The organism is Paraburkholderia gardini (genome assembly GCF_907164545.1).
In the GTDB taxonomy this organism is placed as follows: domain Bacteria; phylum Pseudomonadota; class Gammaproteobacteria; order Burkholderiales; family Burkholderiaceae; genus Paraburkholderia; species Paraburkholderia gardini.
This window is the reverse complement of record NZ_CAJQZB010000008.1, coordinates 131586-147017: the sequence shown is the minus strand read 5'-3', so window position 1 is coordinate 147017 and position 15432 is coordinate 131586. Positions and strand designations below refer to the sequence as shown.

General features: G+C 62.4%; 14 protein-coding genes and 1 pseudogene. 11 read left to right on the top strand and 4 right to left on the bottom strand.

All coding sequences use genetic code 11. The annotated features are described in order from the left end of the window. Window positions 1-54 precede the first annotated feature (54 nt). From LPA37_RS08715 to LPA37_RS08695, 5 genes are all read left to right on the top strand, one after another. Entirely contained in the window at window positions 55-1713 is a 1659-nt protein-coding gene (locus LPA37_RS08715; protein WP_228979496.1) for a DUF2300 domain-containing protein, read from the top strand. Next, entirely contained in the window at window positions 1710-2537 is an 828-nt protein-coding gene (locus tag LPA37_RS08710) for a YfaP family protein (protein WP_228979319.1), read from the top strand. Before LPA37_RS08715 ends, LPA37_RS08710 begins: the two co-directional genes overlap by 4 nt. A 98-nt stretch (window positions 2538-2635) precedes the next feature. Next, window positions 2636-3004 (top strand): hypothetical protein, encoded by a 369-nt coding sequence (locus LPA37_RS08705; protein WP_229012291.1) that lies wholly within the window; start codon window positions 2636-2638, stop codon window positions 3002-3004. Between the two features lie 287 nt (window positions 3005-3291). Beyond that, window positions 3292-4872 (top strand): esterase/lipase family protein, encoded by a 1581-nt coding sequence (locus tag LPA37_RS08700; RefSeq protein ID WP_229012290.1) that lies wholly within the window; start codon window positions 3292-3294, stop codon window positions 4870-4872. Between the two features lie 29 nt (window positions 4873-4901). Next, window positions 4902-5951, top strand: coding sequence for a T6SS immunity protein Tli4 family protein (locus LPA37_RS08695; protein ID WP_229012289.1), 1050 nt, complete (start codon window positions 4902-4904; stop codon window positions 5949-5951). A gap of 234 nt (window positions 5952-6185) precedes the next feature. Here LPA37_RS08695 and LPA37_RS08690 read toward each other — a convergent pair whose 3' ends face one another. The 3 genes from LPA37_RS08690 to LPA37_RS08680 form a co-directional block, all read right to left on the bottom strand. Next, window positions 6186-6701 carry a metal-dependent hydrolase gene (locus LPA37_RS08690; protein WP_229012288.1) on the bottom strand — a complete coding sequence of 172 codons (516 nt, stop codon included), beginning with the start codon at window positions 6699-6701 and terminating at the stop codon, window positions 6186-6188. A gap of 103 nt (window positions 6702-6804) precedes the next feature. After that, on the bottom strand, window positions 6805-7149 hold the full coding sequence (locus LPA37_RS08685; RefSeq protein WP_229012287.1) for a sugar ABC transporter ATPase: 345 nt from the start codon (window positions 7147-7149) through the stop codon (window positions 6805-6807). Between the two features lie 357 nt (window positions 7150-7506). Beyond that, on the bottom strand, window positions 7507-8658 hold the full coding sequence (locus tag LPA37_RS08680; RefSeq protein WP_229012286.1) for a porin: 1152 nt from the start codon (window positions 8656-8658) through the stop codon (window positions 7507-7509). 612 nt (window positions 8659-9270) lie between these two features. Here LPA37_RS08680 and LPA37_RS08675 point away from each other — a divergent pair. After that, window positions 9271-9795: a hypothetical protein gene (locus LPA37_RS08675; protein WP_228979494.1), complete on the top strand. Its 525-nt coding sequence runs from the start codon at window positions 9271-9273 to the stop codon at window positions 9793-9795. Window positions 9796-9823: 28 nt separating this feature from the next. Here LPA37_RS08675 and LPA37_RS08670 read toward each other — a convergent pair whose 3' ends face one another. Then, window positions 9824-10264, bottom strand: coding sequence for a hypothetical protein (locus LPA37_RS08670; protein ID WP_228979306.1), 441 nt, complete (start codon window positions 10262-10264; stop codon window positions 9824-9826). A 211-nt stretch (window positions 10265-10475) separates the two neighbouring features. Between LPA37_RS08670 and LPA37_RS08665 the strand changes: the two genes are divergently transcribed. The 5 genes and pseudogenes from LPA37_RS08665 to LPA37_RS08645 all read left to right on the top strand — a co-directional run. Beyond that, the gene (locus tag LPA37_RS08665) at window positions 10476-11150 is read left to right on the top strand and encodes a CDP-alcohol phosphatidyltransferase family protein (RefSeq protein ID WP_229012285.1); all 675 of its coding nucleotides are present in this window, start codon (window positions 10476-10478) and stop codon (window positions 11148-11150) included. 3 nt (window positions 11151-11153) lie between these two features. Then, the gene (locus tag LPA37_RS08660) at window positions 11154-11975 is read left to right on the top strand and encodes a HalD/BesD family halogenase (protein ID WP_229012284.1); all 822 of its coding nucleotides are present in this window, start codon (window positions 11154-11156) and stop codon (window positions 11973-11975) included. Next, window positions 11972-12976: an HpnL family protein gene (locus LPA37_RS08655; protein WP_229012283.1), complete on the top strand. Its 1005-nt coding sequence runs from the start codon at window positions 11972-11974 to the stop codon at window positions 12974-12976. Before LPA37_RS08660 ends, LPA37_RS08655 begins: the two co-directional genes overlap by 4 nt. Before the next feature lie 23 nt (window positions 12977-12999). Next, window positions 13000-13776, top strand: a complete 777-nt coding sequence (locus LPA37_RS08650; protein ID WP_228979294.1) for a phosphocholine cytidylyltransferase family protein — start codon at window positions 13000-13002, stop codon at window positions 13774-13776. An 88-nt stretch (window positions 13777-13864) separates the two neighbouring features. Then, window positions 13865-15337, top strand: a pseudogene (locus LPA37_RS08645) (MFS transporter); the annotation flags it as partial. Window positions 15338-15432: the final 95 nt, after the last annotated feature.

Below are 15432 nucleotides of genomic sequence, written 5' to 3'. Positions count from 1 at the left end.
ATCGTGTTGACGCTCCTCTGGGCCGGCCCGACGAACTCGCTCGCAGGCACGCCGATGCAATCATCCGCGCCCGGAACGACGCGCTTCGCGTGGCTGCATGACGGCCGCGCGGCGCTGTGGCAGTTCGATGCGCGTGCCGCGTCCGGCACGCCGCTGTCCGCGCAATCGGCGCAGGCGTTGCCGCCGACGCTTGAAACGCAGCTTGGCAGCGTGTGGAAGCTGTTTGTCTACGGCTACCTTGTCGACAAGGGCATCGCGTCGCCGGATTACACATGCGCTGGCGGCGATCCCGAAGAGGTGTATTGCTGCATGACGGGCGGACGGATCGATCGCGAACATGCGCTCGTGCAATCATGCGGCCTTTACTTCGCGCCCGCCCGTTTGCATCTCGATCCGGCCGGCTGGCGACAATACTGGAGCGCGGCGCATGCGCCCATGTGGCTGCGCGATCTGCGTTCGATGAGGTCCGGGCAGCGTGTGAGCGTCATCGATCTGCTGACGGCGTTGCAGTCGATGCCGGCACGTCCCCGCGCGGATGCGGCGAACACCCTCGTATCGGTGCTGACGAGCGGACGCGGCGAAGGGACCGTATCGTTATATGGAAGCGTGTTGCGCGCGAAAACGTGGACGATGCCCGATCCGGCGCGACCCGGCGCATCGATCGGCGGCGCCGCGGGCTGGCTCGCGGACGGAACGCCAGTGTGGCTCGGGGGCGCGGGTGGCAGCGCGCGCGTGCTGGCCGAGGCAGCGCCGGCAGTGGGCCCATTGCTGTCGCGGGTGAGCGTACCCGATGACTCGGCGTGCGTGGTGGTCGATTTCTTCGCGCGATACCCGATCCGTGAGGTTCTGGGCGAATCGAAGGGGAGCGCGAAGGTCACGCAACCCGGGCCGCTCGATGGCGCGTTTCGCGTCGGGTTTGCAAACGGCAACTGGTTGCGTATCGAGAGTCGCGATGAACTGATGCTCGACAACGATGCGGCCGGCCTGCCGCGCATCGTCGGGCGTTTCGGGTTGAACGACTATATCGCCCGCGTGGTCGAGCGCGAAGGCGACACGGATGAACCGGAAGCCGCGAAAGCGCTTGCCGTCGCCGCGCGAAGCTATCTCGTGCAACAGGCGCGACGCGACCGCGGGTGCTTCCGCATTGACGACAGCAGTCGTACGCAGCGTGTGTTGTCGCGTGCCGCGCGGGCGTCTGCGCGGCGTGCGGCGGATTTGACCGACGGGCTCGTGCTGACGGGCGTCACGGTTCAGTATCACCACGACCGGGCGGCGCCTCTACAGATGAGCTGGCTCGACGCGAAAGCGGCTGCGCGGCGCGGCCTCGCGTTCGATGCGATTCTCGCAAGGACATGGCCTCAGGCGACGCTGACATCGTTCCAGAGTCCGCTCTCGGACGATTGCCAGACGGTTGCCGGCGCGCGCGAGTGGCTCGACCGTAACGCCAGGCTGTGGGCGCGCCGCCTCGATACGGAACCGGGTTACGAAACCCCCGATCTGCCCGCCGTATGTGCGGTGCGTGATGGCCGCCCCTATGCCGATGCGCGGCGAAATCGGCTGTATATCCATCGTTTGCAGACTGAGGACGACCACATCGCGCTCGCGCATGAATACGTGCATCTTGCGTTTCAACATCATCCGCGCGGGCAGGACGAGGCGTTCGTCGAGCGCACCGCGCGCGCGTTAATTCGCTCTGACTGGAGCAGTCAATGAAACACGCCCCATGCAGCCGGCGCAACACGCGCCGCTGGTCACGCATCCATCCGACGCTCGTCGCGGTTACCGCGATTCTTCTTCTGTGCGCAAACCCCGCACGCGCGACCGGTATCGACATTACGGCGCCGCTGAACGGCTGGCGCAATACCAGCGGCGACACCGCGCGTTATACGCAGGACGTGCACTATCCGGCGGTCTCGGTGGCGACGCCCGAGGGGCAGTCGGTCAATGCGATGATCGCGGGACACATCAAGGGCGCACCGAAGGCGACATCGAAAAAGACATCTGTCGCGACCATGGTCGTGAACGGGACGCCGTTGCCGCAACGCGTCGAGGCCGACGGCAGCTTTTCGCGGCCGTATGCGTTCGCCGGCGGCAGCAACAGCGTCGAGGTGCGCGCGGCCGACGGGACCAGCAAGCGTGTCCAGTTCTACGACGCGTATAGCGGCAAGACGCGTCCCCGTCTGCGTATCGTGCTGGCATGGGACACGGACGGCACGGATCTCGATCTGCACGTCGTTTCACCGGACGGCGTGCACACGTTTTATGGCGACCGTGTCGCGCCGAACGGCGGTGCGCTCGACGTCGACGTCACGACCGGTTACGGGCCGGAGATCTATTCATCCGCGGCGCCGCTTCCCGGTACGTATCTTGTGTACGTGAACTATTACGGCAGCGGGAACCGCACAGGCGATATGACTGTCGCGCAGGTCTCGATCATCACCGACGAGAACACGCCGAACGAGAAGAGCGAGACGGTCCGGGTGCCAATGCGCAAGGCGGGAGAGCTGACGCTCGTGAAGACGTTTTCGATGCCGTAGCGGTCGGTTACATTGGGTTTGAACAACGGAACAGGTTGTTCGCGGATTGTCGTCAGACGTTTGACGCTTGCTGTTCCGCGGGACCTCACGGCCGCATCGTGAACGACGGAAGCGGCCTGTCCGGCCGGGAACGTGACCATGCGGAATCGCAACTGACCGTGAAGGCCATGTTCGAAGCGTGGCATCCCGAGGAGATCGTGGACAACACATCGGACGGCGCCAGAAGTGTCCGCCAGATGTTCGAACTGCACCTGTTGCCGGATTCAGGCGATACGCGGGTTGTTGATACCACGCCAGGCGACATTCGCACGGCCGTGCGCAGGCTCATCGACGCGGGGAAAATTTCGTCTGCATATCGCTGCACATGTACGTCAATGCAATGTCCATGCGGGCGAGCATCCGCCACACATCGCTTCCTCCAGGGGTGCCTTTCCGGCACCCGCTTTTTGGACAGTCAGTACGTTTGATTTTCCGCAACGTCGCCCCGAAAAATCATCCGTTTCCTACGCGATTTCAAATGGGTCCTATTGCATCCGTGCGATCTCGCTGGGCATCATCGCGGCAGAATGAACTGTCGCGAAATGTCGAACGGAGACTCAAAAAATGAAAAGAGAGGGAATGGCTGATATCGCACAGCCGGTGTCACTTGCAGGACGCACAAGGCGGCAGGCCTATTTTCTGAATGCCTGGCATCGCCAGGCACCGCATTGCCTGTTAAACACGCTCGGTCAAAGGCAGACCGAAAGGACTTCGCATGGCTACTGTTGAACGCATCATTCCACCCACGATAGCTGCCGACGGCTCAGTGCACTATTCATCCGTGACATCCGCTCCGGACGACAGTATCGCCGTTTGCTACATGGTGCCGGACCGCATTATTCCGGTAATTTTTGTGCCGGGCGTCATGGGCACGAACCTGGAGCGCAAGGGGCAGCCGGATCCGGTGTGGCTGCTCGACAGCCGGACGACGGTCACACCATGGATGGGGAAAAGTCCAGCCGTACGCAAGCAGATGCTGAATCCAGACCAGACCGAGGTATATGGCAGTGGCAAGATTCCATCCGGCACGGTGCAAACGGAAGGTGAGTTGCGACGCCGCGGTTGGGGCGAAGTGGCGTACATGAGTTACGGCGAGTGGCTGGTCTGGCTTGAAAATGCGCTCAATGATGCGCATGCGGGGACTGATTACGGACGCAAGGGGCTGCGCAGCGAACTCATGAAGCGCCTCGTGGCAGAAGCGCCGGGCGTTACGCCGCTGACTCACGACGAAGTGGCCCTGACGTACAAGTACCAGTTCCCGGTTCATGCTGTGGGCTACAACTGGCTGCAATCCAACGCGGTATCGGCGGAGCGGCTGGCTGCGAAAATAGACGAATTCACGAAGTACTATCGAGAAAAATTTCGCTATCGCTGCGAGAAGGTGATCCTGGTCACGCATTCGATGGGCGGGCTGGTCGCGCGTTACTACTCGGAGGCGATGGGGAATCGCGACAAGGTGCTCGGCATCGTGCATGGCGTGATGCCTGCCACCGGGGCGGCGGCCACCTACAAACGTATGAAGACGGGTGCGGAAGGTGTTGCCGGCCTCGCACTAGGGCCGAACGCGGCCACCATGACGGCGGTGGTCGGCAATGCACCGGGCCCGCTACAGCTTCTGCCGAGTCCCGAATACGGAATGGGCTGGCTCAAGATCAGGGATGGCGAGCAGTTCGTCACGTTGCCGCGATCCGATCCCTACAGCGAAATCTATACCGCGCGCGGCGCATGGTGGGGCCTGTGCGACGACAGGCTGCTCAATCCGCTTGACCCGGGAAAGAAAATGATCGATCAGGATTGGGGGAGTTTCACTGATCTCATCAATAAAAGAGTTCAACCTTTTCATAAGACATTGTGTGGAACAGATGGGCGAGGTAAATACCATGCCAACACTTACGCCTTCTACGGCGACGATGAGAAGCACAAAGCATACGGCGATGTGAGATGGGTGCAACAGGCCCCCTCGTTGCTGCGCGGCGATTCACTTCCGCTTGTCAGTCTGTTAGGTGGCCAGGCAAGCGATGACCCCGGCACGGATGGCCAACTCGTGAAGGCCAGCAGTGGCGGAAAGACTTCATTTGCCCAGTTTGCGTTGAGCGATGCCGACGAGAACGGAGACGGCACCGTGCCAGTACGCTCCGGCAGGGCGCCCGCCGGCATGGCGCGGGCATGCGTAGGCTATCCGGGAATCGACCATGAGGGCGGCTACAAACCGGAGGTCACGCGACGGTTCGCGTTGTGGGCGATTACGAAGATCGCCCAGAACGTGAAAGGCACCAGCCTTGAGTACAAGGCATGAAGTGCCGACGCGCAGGACTGACCGTCTGCATGCTAGTCGCACTTGCCGCGTGCGGGAACAAGCCGGCGCCATTGACGCAACAGGAAAAACAAACTGTGAACGAATTGACCGCGAATCTGAAGACCCGATGTGTGGGCCGCTACCTTGTCGATATGCCTGAAGGCATGTATGTTTCCGGCTACGCAAAAATTCAAGGTGTCGATATTGAAACGAAAGCGATGTCGGGTGATGCGTATCAGCGGGAAATCGAAAAGCGCGAGGCAGAGTTAAAAGCGACCAGGAGCGCGCTCGGCTATCAGTTCCTCTATCAGGATGGCGAAGCATGGGGAAAGGGGACAAGATATTTTGTTCATCTCGGCAATCCTGCCGATCCGAGTGATGCGGCGCGCGTGATCGAGGCTTATAAATGGGATCACAACTATCAGATCCGGTTGACTATCGAGGCTTCGGATTACACCCACTCTGTTTTTAAAGATGAGCCGTCAATCAAGCAAATGACGGTTAAGAACAACGTGCCCGAAAAGACGCGCCTGGTGTTTGGCCTGCTTGAAAAAGTCCGTGGCCGAGCCGACGACGAGATCCCAACCGAACCCGGCCTATGTTTTTACGGAGGCTTCCTGCCAGCGAAGGCCGGCAGCGAAGAGGAGATGAGCGAGCAGTATGTGCTCAAGGGTCACGACGACATCAATTTTGCCTTCGAGACCACTCCAGACCTTCGTGAGAACACGACGCTGTTGCAGCGCACCGACAGCCTGGAAGTCCGCGAGCAACTCAGGGCGGCCGACGGCGTGCTTATCCGCAAAGGATCTGTCGATCTGTCTGGCCTGAGAGCAGAGGAATGGCTGATCGAAGGCCGCAGACCTGGGGACGGACGCGGCAACTCATTCTCCCTCGTTGTCAACGAGATCACGAGCAGCCCTTCGTCGCCGTTCCTGTCCATGGATCTGACTACAGGGGGGCAGGTGCAGATCCAGGGCCAGTATGTCAAGCTCGACAAGGCGTCGCTGACAACAGGCGAAGCCGTTGCGCTGTGGGACGCCGTGTCACGTACCCTTCGGCCACGTCCAAACGGCTATTAATCTGGGCGCGAGCAGCGCTCCTAACAAGACACACGTCTAATATGTACGGCCGTCCTTCTGTAGGCAAACGAAGGTTTCCCCGAACCGCAGCGCGTCGGGAAATGGATGTTTGAGCGCACGAGGGGAAAGAAGTTTCTCCCACACGCTGCCCGGAAAGCCTTATGCGGCGGGACTGTTTATCACAGGGTGTGATTTGTCCATAGGCTTGCGCACATTTTCTGTTGATAACCTCAGCTACCCCAACCGCAGATGCGGCAACATCGCCATCCCATGCCCGCCGTGCCACCAGACATGCCCGGCGACAAACCACGCCGCTACCCACGCCGCGCCGACAACCAGCAGATCGCAGCGTCCACTGTTCCACCAGTTGAGCGAATGACGCCCGGCGACCCACGGTACGCCGAGCGGATTGGGCCAGTCCGCGAGCAGATGCATCAGTCCACCGCACGCGAAGCCGAATAACGGCGCAGCGAACGTGCGATGACCGAGCAGGTGATACGACCATGCGAGCAGCGCGAGCCAGCCGACGCCCCAATGCGTGACTGTGCGATGCGTGATCCAGAGTCGTCGCGAGCGCGACCACCATGCGACTTCGAGCCAGTCGGGCGCCGTGCCGCCAGCAACACCGCCGCCGAACGCGAGCAACGCCCACAGATGATACGGACCGCTCGCGTGCGCGTGCGCGACGAGCGCCGCGGCGATGAGACCGGCGGCCCAGCCGGTCGCATGATGTGCGTTGCTTGATGCCATCGATATCCGCGCCGCGTGAGAAGGAAGGGCGGCTATGTTCGCAGATGCATGCGCCAAACGGAAGCGTGCGGTGCATTTATCGCCGACGCTGCGGCGACCGCCACTAGACCGCGCAGCGCGCGATATCGAAACGCAGCTCCGGTTCGGGCGGGTCTTCCGGCGAATCGTCGGGGCGCAGCACCTTGATCACTGAGCCATGAGCCGACGGCGTCAGCGTGACGAAATACGAACTGTGTGAACTTGAGCCCACCGTGAGTTCGGTCGAGCCGTTAGCACCGGACGTCTCGACACGCGAAAGACGGCTCACGAGGCAACTCGCGATATCGGCGGTTGAACGGTGCGACGAGACGTACATCATCGGGCCGGTGGAACCCGTCTTTGGCGTGCTGCCGGACGAGCCGCACGCGGCGAGGACAGCAACAGGAAGCAGCAGAAGAAGTCTTTTCATGAGTCCAGTCGTCGGCGTCCCCGTCGATGTGCGGGAACATGGGGCGCGGGCGGAGCGCGATACGGACAGCCGTGATTCACCTGCTCCGCGACGAAGGCCGCCGTTCTTCAGGCGTACGCGTCGCGGGAGATGCAGCACGACGTGACGCACAACAGGAAGGCGACTGGCGCAAAGTATACGCGTCGTTATCGAATGAATCGACCCATGTAGGGACCCATCCGCTCACGAAAACGCGTGCACGAAGCAGGCCAGACGGAAACGCACGCATATAAAATGCGCTCGCAAAAAAACGCGCGCGTGGCGGGAGCACGCGCGCGTTTCGCCAGACCGGACTGAACGTCCGGTCCGCATGCAACATCAGAAGCGGTGACGCAGACCGATCGCAACAGCCGTCTGGTTCGCCGTCGACGACGGTGTCAGCGTGTTGATCGCCGCCACGTTGGCGCCGAAGTTGCCGAGTTCACCCGATGCGTGCTGGTACACGCCTTCGAGGTAGACATCGGTGCGCCTGCTCAGCGCGTAGTCGCCCTGCAGCGACACCGTATGCCACTTCGGATCGCCCGAGCCGTTCGAACCCGACACCTTGCCGTTCGTGAACGTATAGGCAGCCGCGAGGCTCAACGCCGGCGTGAACGCGTACTTGCCGTTCACTTCGTAGTTGTCCATATGCAGGTTCGTGCCGGCGAGGCCGCCGATGAACGTACCGCCCACGTTCGCGCTTTGCAGGTTGTCGAGCTGCGTGTGCGTCCACACGAGGCCGACCGTTGCCGGACCATACGCGTAGTTCGCGCCGACCCCGTACGTGCGTTGCAGTTCGGCGGCGAGGTTCGCGTTGCCGTCGCCGCTCGACACTGCGCCGCCCGTGTTGTTGCTGCCGCTGTTGTTCAACTGCAGGTAGGCAGCCGCGACGTTCAGCGGACCGTTCGAATACGATGCGCCGGCGCTCCACGCGCGGTTGTTCGAGAACTGGCCGGCGGCATTGCTGAAGCCGTACAGGCCGCCGAACTGGAGACCGGCGTAGTTCGCGCTGGTGTACTTGACCGCGTTCTTCACGGAGAACGAGTTGTCGAGGTTGTCGTTGTCGAGCGGATGGCCGGCCAGGTTGTTACCGTAACCCGAGCCCGCGGCTGACAGCGGCGCGAGGTAGTCGACGACGGAATCGTACTGGCGGCCGAGCGTCAGCTGGCCGTATTGATCGCTCTTCAGGCCGACGTAGGCCTGGCGGTTGAACATCGTATTGTTCTCGGAGAACGAGCCGTTGTTCAGGTTAAAGCCGCTTTCGAGGGTGAAGATGGCGTGCAGACCGCCGCCCAGATCCTCGCTGCCGCGCAGGCCGAAGTACGTGTTCGAGACGGCGCCGCTGCCTTGCTGCCAGTTGCTGTGACCCGTCTGGTTGTTCGTGTAGACGAGGCCGGCGTCGAGCGTGCCGTACAGCGTGACGCTGCTTTGCGCCTGTGCCGAGGCGGCAAACGCGCCGAGAATACCCGCAACGATAAGGGTTTTTTTCATGCTTTTTAACTCCGGGACAGTGCATGGGGAATCGCCTCCAGTTCCTCTCTGGTAGAGCCGGTCTGTTGACGATTCGCAGCGAAGTGTATTCGTCTGGCGACAGATTTTTTGTCCCGAACGACGCAATAATGATTTACGGAATCAGTAACGATTAAATGAATTGCCGTAACTGCGGATTTATAAAGGAATTTCGGATTCTGTTATCGGCCACCGTCGTGTTTCAGTTGGTGACTCCGTTGCTGTACCGCGACGGAAGGCGATGGATGGCATATGCCGCTGTGCGGAGAATTGTCAATTCTGGAAAAAGTTCGCGCGCTTTCATGCAAGGTATTGTTGCGGTTTTTGAGGGTGTGATATCGGTTTTAAAATGAAATCGCCTCTGATCATGAGATTTGTTTTCTCGTTTTTTAAAACAATTACCAGGTCAGGTTTTTTTGAATATCGTCAGTAATATATTTTAATTAACGCGATATACGCAATTCATCGTTCCACGCATGGATGTATTGCGCAGGCGTCTTGTCCGTCTGGCCGGGTGACGGCTTCGCGCGCCGCGATGCGGGTAAAATCCGCTACTTGCCCGCTGGAGTGTCCCTGAACGTGAGTAAAACAGTCATGCCCGAAAATTCGCTTCCCCTATCCGATCCGGCCGCCGAAGACGAGGCCACCGAGCCCGAAGTCCAGCAGAATCCCCGTCTGTGGCGCGACGACGGCTGGACGGCGCGCGTCATCAAGAACGAGGATGATGACGGCTGGGCGGTGCAAATGATCAAGGACGGCGAGCCGGAGCCCGCGCTCGTCGGGCCGTGGACGATGGGCCGCGACAAGAAGAATCCGAAGCCGCTCGATACGTCGGCGTTCAACACGCTGGTGAAAACGGCATCGGAAGTGTTGCGGCGCCACGAGCAGCAGTTGCACGCGCTGCTTCACAAAAGCGTGAACGTCGCCTCGGCGTCGGGTGACGACGAACTGGAAATCACGCTCGACATCGTGCCTTCGGAAGACGATCCCTACGCGCTCCTCACGGCGCTCGATCCGTATGGCGAGCAGCTCGCGCAGGTCAAGGTCGCGCCAAACTTCAGGCTGACGAAGGCGAGCGCGGCAACGTGGGTCGAGAACGATTTTCGCCGGCCGGGCTGAGTTGCGGCAAGCGCGGGCGCGGCGGCGTCTAGCTGCGTTTGCAGAAGATCGCGGTCAGGTGCGGCCCGGCGTGATGGACGACAGCCGTGCCGCCCAGACTGTCGACAACGGCCTGTACCTTCGTGTCGCTGGCGAATACCACGACGCCGTAGGCCGATTTTGCGAGCGGCTCGCCGTCGCCGGTACGGAACATCGGGTCGTCCTTTTCGAAGCCGACCACCGCGAATACCGGAAAGCCGAACGCCGTGAGCCTGGCGCCACGCGCAGGCCAGAACGCGTTGATCGAGTTGCTCTCGACGCGCATGGGCTTCGGATCGATCAGTTGCTGGCCGGCGAGATCGGCGAAAAAGCTGTGGGCGGTGGTGTTGCAGGCGAGCGCCGCGTCGAGATCGGACGCGTGCGAAAACGTGGGTAACGCAGCAAGCGAAAGGGCAAGAACGGTAGAAAGGGCAGAGATGAAACGTTTCATGGGAATCCGGATGGTGCGTTCGCAATCCGCCGACGATCTTCGTGGCGGAGGTTGCGCCGCAGCCATGACACCCATGGTGGCGCAACAGGTACGGCACTTTACCAGGAATCCCAAAAACGTGCGCCGGGGACCACGCCGAAACGACGATTTTGCGCAACGAAACAGTGACGTAGACAGCAAGGATTTCATAACCCGTATATATTTCCGGGTTATGAATCGACGACCCCCTATCCGCCCGAACGTTCCCGCGCCCCGTACATGGGACGCGCGGCTCGCCCGCCGGCTTGTGACGCCTCTCATCGACACCCGCATCACCCCCAATCATCTCACCACGCTACGCCTGCTGATCGGCGTTGCGGGCGCATTGTGCCTCGCTCGCGGCAGCTTTGCTTTTTCGAACGCGGGTGCTTTTCTGATCGTCCTGTCGAACTTCGTCGATCACACCGACGGCGAACTCGCGCGCATCAGCGGCAAGACGAGCCGGATCGGTCATTTTTACGATCTCGCGAGCGATGCGCTCGTGACCGTTCTGCTGTTCCTCGGCATGGGCATCGGCATGAGCACGGCCGAGGGCCTCGGTCTGGTCGCATTGCCGACGCTGCTGGGTGCCATTGCGGGCGTATCGGTGGCCGTGATCTTCTTTCTGCGCATGCGGATCGAGGAAATGGCGGGCAAGGCCGGCACGAAACAGGCCTCGGCCGGCGGCTTCGAGACCGAGGACGTGCTGTATCTGTTGCCGCTCGTCACGCTGACGTCCGGCACATCGCCGTTCATCATCGCCGCATCGATCGGTGCGCCGCTCTTTGCCGTATGGGTGATGATCGATTACCGCCGCGTGTCGCGCCGTGCGCGACCCGAGGCGCAGTCCAGTCAGGTTATGGGTTAGCAGATGAATGTGCATGCTGGAGACGACGTGATGGAATCCGTCGCGCTGGACAATTCACAGGTCACGGGCTCGCAGCGCGCGACGCCCGACGCCGATCGCGCCGTCGCAAGCCGTACGCACGGTTTTGACAACGCGCGCCTGAGCAAGGATTTCGCCGACCAGGGCGCGTTCCTGTATCTCGACGATTTCCTCGCGCCGGAAGTGACTGCGCAACTCGTCGCGAGCGCCCGCGGGCTGCTCGACGAGGTGAACCGCAACTATCTGCCGGGCCACAAGCAGGGCGGCAGCGTGAGCCGCCACACGATCGATCGCCTCGCGCCGTTCATCGCAGAACTGTATCGCTCGAAGGAACTGATCGGCTGGCTCGAACAGCTGTCCGGCGATCAGTTGATGGTGTCGCCCGCCGACGATCCGCACGCGTATGCGCTCTACTACTACACACGTCCGGGCGACCACATCGGCTGGCATTACGATACGTCTTACTATGACGGCCGCCGTTACACGCTGCTGCTCGGCGTGATCGACGAATCGACGTGTCGTCTCGACTACGAACTGCACACCCGCGACGACAGCAAGCCGGACCTGCCCGGTTCCGTGCAGATTCCGCCTGGCGGCCTCGTGTTCTTCGATGGCGACAAGCTGCGTCACCGCATCTCGCCGATGGGCGAAAACGAGATGCGCGTCTCGCTGACGTTCGAATACGTCACCGATCCGAACATGCGTCCGTGGAAGCGCTTCATTTCGAACATGAAGGACGCGATCGCGTACTTCGGTTTCCGTCAGGTCTTCAGGCAACTGATGAGGCGTAGCGGAGACGCTGCGTGACGCGCGCGGCGATGATTCTGCTGACGATCGGCACCGCGCTGTTCGTCGCGCTGCTCGCGTGGCAGGGCTTTGGCTCGGTCGCCTCGACGCTGCTCGCGGCGGGTTGGGGTCTCGCGCTTGTCGCTGCGTTCCACGTACTGCCGCTCGTGATCGATGCCGGCGCCATCTCCGTATTGTTCAAGCCGCGCCAGGACCACGTGACGCATCGCGACGCCGTGTTCGCGCGCTGGATCGGCGAATCGGTGAACAGCCTGCTGCCGGCCGGCCAGATCGGCGGCCCGGTCGTGATGGTGCGCCAGCTCTCGCAACGCGGCATGCGGATGCGCGATGCCGCTGCGGCGGTCACCGTGAGCACGACGTTGCAGGCGCTCGCGCAGATCGTCTTCGCGGTGCTCGGCCTGTTGCTGTTCAGCGCGTACGCCACGCACGGCCCGCTGCGCGAACTGCGTACCGCGACGTTCGTCGGCACCGGCGTGCTCGGCGGCATGGTCGTGATGTTCTACTTCGCGCAACGGCGCGGGCTGTTCGGCCGCCTGCTGCGCACCATGTCGAAGGTATTCGGCAAGCGCGACTGGTCGGCGCTCACCGACAGCGCCGATTCGATCGACGCCGCCGTGCATGCGCTTTACCGCGAGCGCGGCCGCGCCGCGGCAAGTTTCGCGTTGAGTTTCCTGGGCTGGCTTGTCGGCACGGTCGAAGTGTGGCTCGCGTTGCGGTTCCTCGGCCATCCGGTTGGCTGGGTCGACGCGATGCTGCTGGAGAGCATCGGCCAGGCGATCCGTGGCGCGGCGTTCGCGATTCCCGGCTCGCTTGGCGTGCAGGAAGGCGGGTATCTGCTGCTCGCGCCGCTCGTCGGTCTGCCGCCCGATGCGGCGCTGGCGCTCTCGCTCACCAAACGCGCACGCGAACTCCTGCTCGGTCTGCCGGGCCTGTTGTATCTGCATTTCAGCGAACGAAAATGGCAGCGTCGTCGTGCGACGCGCGTGCCTGTTGCCGATTAACCGTCTTTTAGAAAGGGCCGCCCATGCGCGCGATCATCCTTGCAGCAGGTCTTGGCCTGCGTCTCCAGCAACCGGCTGGCGATCAGTTTCCGAAGTGCCTGTTGCAATTCGACGGCGTGACCCTGCTCGAGCGTCACCTGCAGATGCTCGACGCCGCGGGTGTCCACGATGTCGTGCTCGCGCTCGGCTTCCAGCCGGAACTCGTCGAGGCGGAGCTCAAGCGCATCAACTGGCCGCATCACGTCGAGATCGTGCTGAACCCGCGCTACGACCTCGGCAGCGTGCTGACCGTGCATACCGTCGCCGATGCGCTCACGCGGGGCGGCGACGTCCTCGTGATGGATGCCGACGTGCTGTACGACGAGCGCATCCTGAGCGCGCTGGTGGCGGGCGAGTCCGTCAACCGCCTGCTGATCGACCGCGACTTCGAAACCGGCGACGAGCCCGTCAAGCTGTGTCTGCAGGACGGCGTGCCGGTCGAACTGCGCAAGCAGCTGGCCGTTGGCCTGCAATACGACACGATCGGCGAATCGGTCGGCTTCTTCCGTTTTCGCGAGGAAACCGCGCGCCGCTTCGCGGAAATCGTCGCGGGCTATATCGACAGCGGCCGCGCGAACATGCCGCACGAAGAAGCGGTGCGCGACCTGCTGCTTGAGCGCAGCCAGGTGTTCGATACCGCCGATGTGACGGGCGCGCCGTGGATCGAGATCGACTTCCCGAACGACGTCGCGCGTGCGGGCCGCGAGATCCTGACGCAGCTGCGTCCGTTCGTCAGCCTGGCGCGTCAGACCACGTCCTGATCTCGCGCGGGCATCGGGGTCGGGCACGTTGGTGCGTTTCGTGCCCGCTGGCAGCCCCAAACCGGATTTCGTGCGCGATTGACAGCATCGCGCACGCGAGCGATGCGATAATCGCGTCTTTACGTTTGCGGCTTTGACGCCTGCTGTCCATCTGCCAATGCCTCTTGCTCTAGGCACGTTCATCGTTCCCCTGATCGTCGCGTGTGCGATGTTCATGGAAAACGTCGATGCCACGGTCCTCGTGACGTCGCTTCCCGCACTTGCACACGACCTCGGTCACGATCCCATCACGCTCAAGCTCGCGATCACCGCGTATGTGATCGGCCTCGGCGTATTCATTCCGATCTGCGGCTGGGTGGCCGACCGCTTCGGTTCGCGTACCGTGTTTCGCACCGCGATCGGCATCTTTATCGTCGGCTCGCTGATCAGCGCCGTGTCGACGTCGCTCGGGATGTTCGTCGTCGCGCGCTTCGTGCAGGGCATCGGCGGCGCGATGATGGTGCCGGTCGGGCGGATCATCATCTTCCGCACGGTGCCGAAGTCGGACTTCATCCGGGCGGTCAACTACCTGACGGTGCCCGCGCTGCTCGGGCCGGTCGTGGGGCCGCCGCTCGGCGGTTTCATCACCACGTATCTGCACTGGCGTCTGATTTTCGTCATCAACGTCCCGATCGGCATTTTCGGCATCTGGCTTGCGAACCGGCATATCGCGAACGTACGCGAAGCGCATCCGGGGCGCCTCGACTGGGCCGGCTTCGTACTCTCGGCCGGTGGCGCGTCGCTCTTCATGCTCGGCTTGTCGCTCGTCGGCGGTGAGCTGGTATCGGGCACGGCGTCGACGCTCATGTGCGTGGCCGGCGTGCTGCTGTTGCTCGCCTACTGGTTTTATGCACAGCGCGTCGAACTGCCGGTACTCGATCTGCGTCTTCTGCGTATCCCGAGTTTTCACGCGAGCGTGGTGGGGGGCTCGCTGTTTCGCATCGGGCTCGGTGCGGTGCCGTTTCTGCTGCCGCTTGCGTTGCAGGAAGGGCTCGGGATGACGGCGTTCGCGGCGGGCGCGATTACGTGCGCGTCCGCGTTCGGGTCGATCTTCATGAAGCCGTTTGCCTCGGGCGTGCTCGCGCGCTTCGGCTTTCGCCAGGTGCTGATGATCAACGCGGCCATTTCGGGCCTCGTGATCGCCGTGTACGGAGTCTTTGTTCCTGGCACGCCGCACTGGTTGATCTGGTGTGTGGTGCTGGTGGGCGGCGTGTTTCCGTCGTTGCAGTTCACGAGCCTCAATTCGCTGGCGTACGCCGATATTGCGAGCCGTGACATCGGCCGCGCGACGAGCGTGGCGAGCGTGATCCAGCAGATTTCGCTTGGGCTTGGCGTGACGCTCGCCGGCCTCGTGCTGCAGATTTCACACGATCTGCAGGGTCACGCCACGATTGTCTGGACGGACTTCTGGCCGGCATTTCTCTTCGTCGGGTTGTTCTCGGTGGCTTCGATTCCCGTCACGGCGCGCCTGCCGCACGGAAGCGGCGACGAAATCGCGCGCGGCGGCCGCGGCAGCACGTAACGCGCTATATGGCGGCGCCGCGGGCGCCGGCTGCTGCGTCGCGATGGCGCCGCGGGTTCGCCTCGTCGAACGTTCGTTCGCCCGTGCATTGCGGA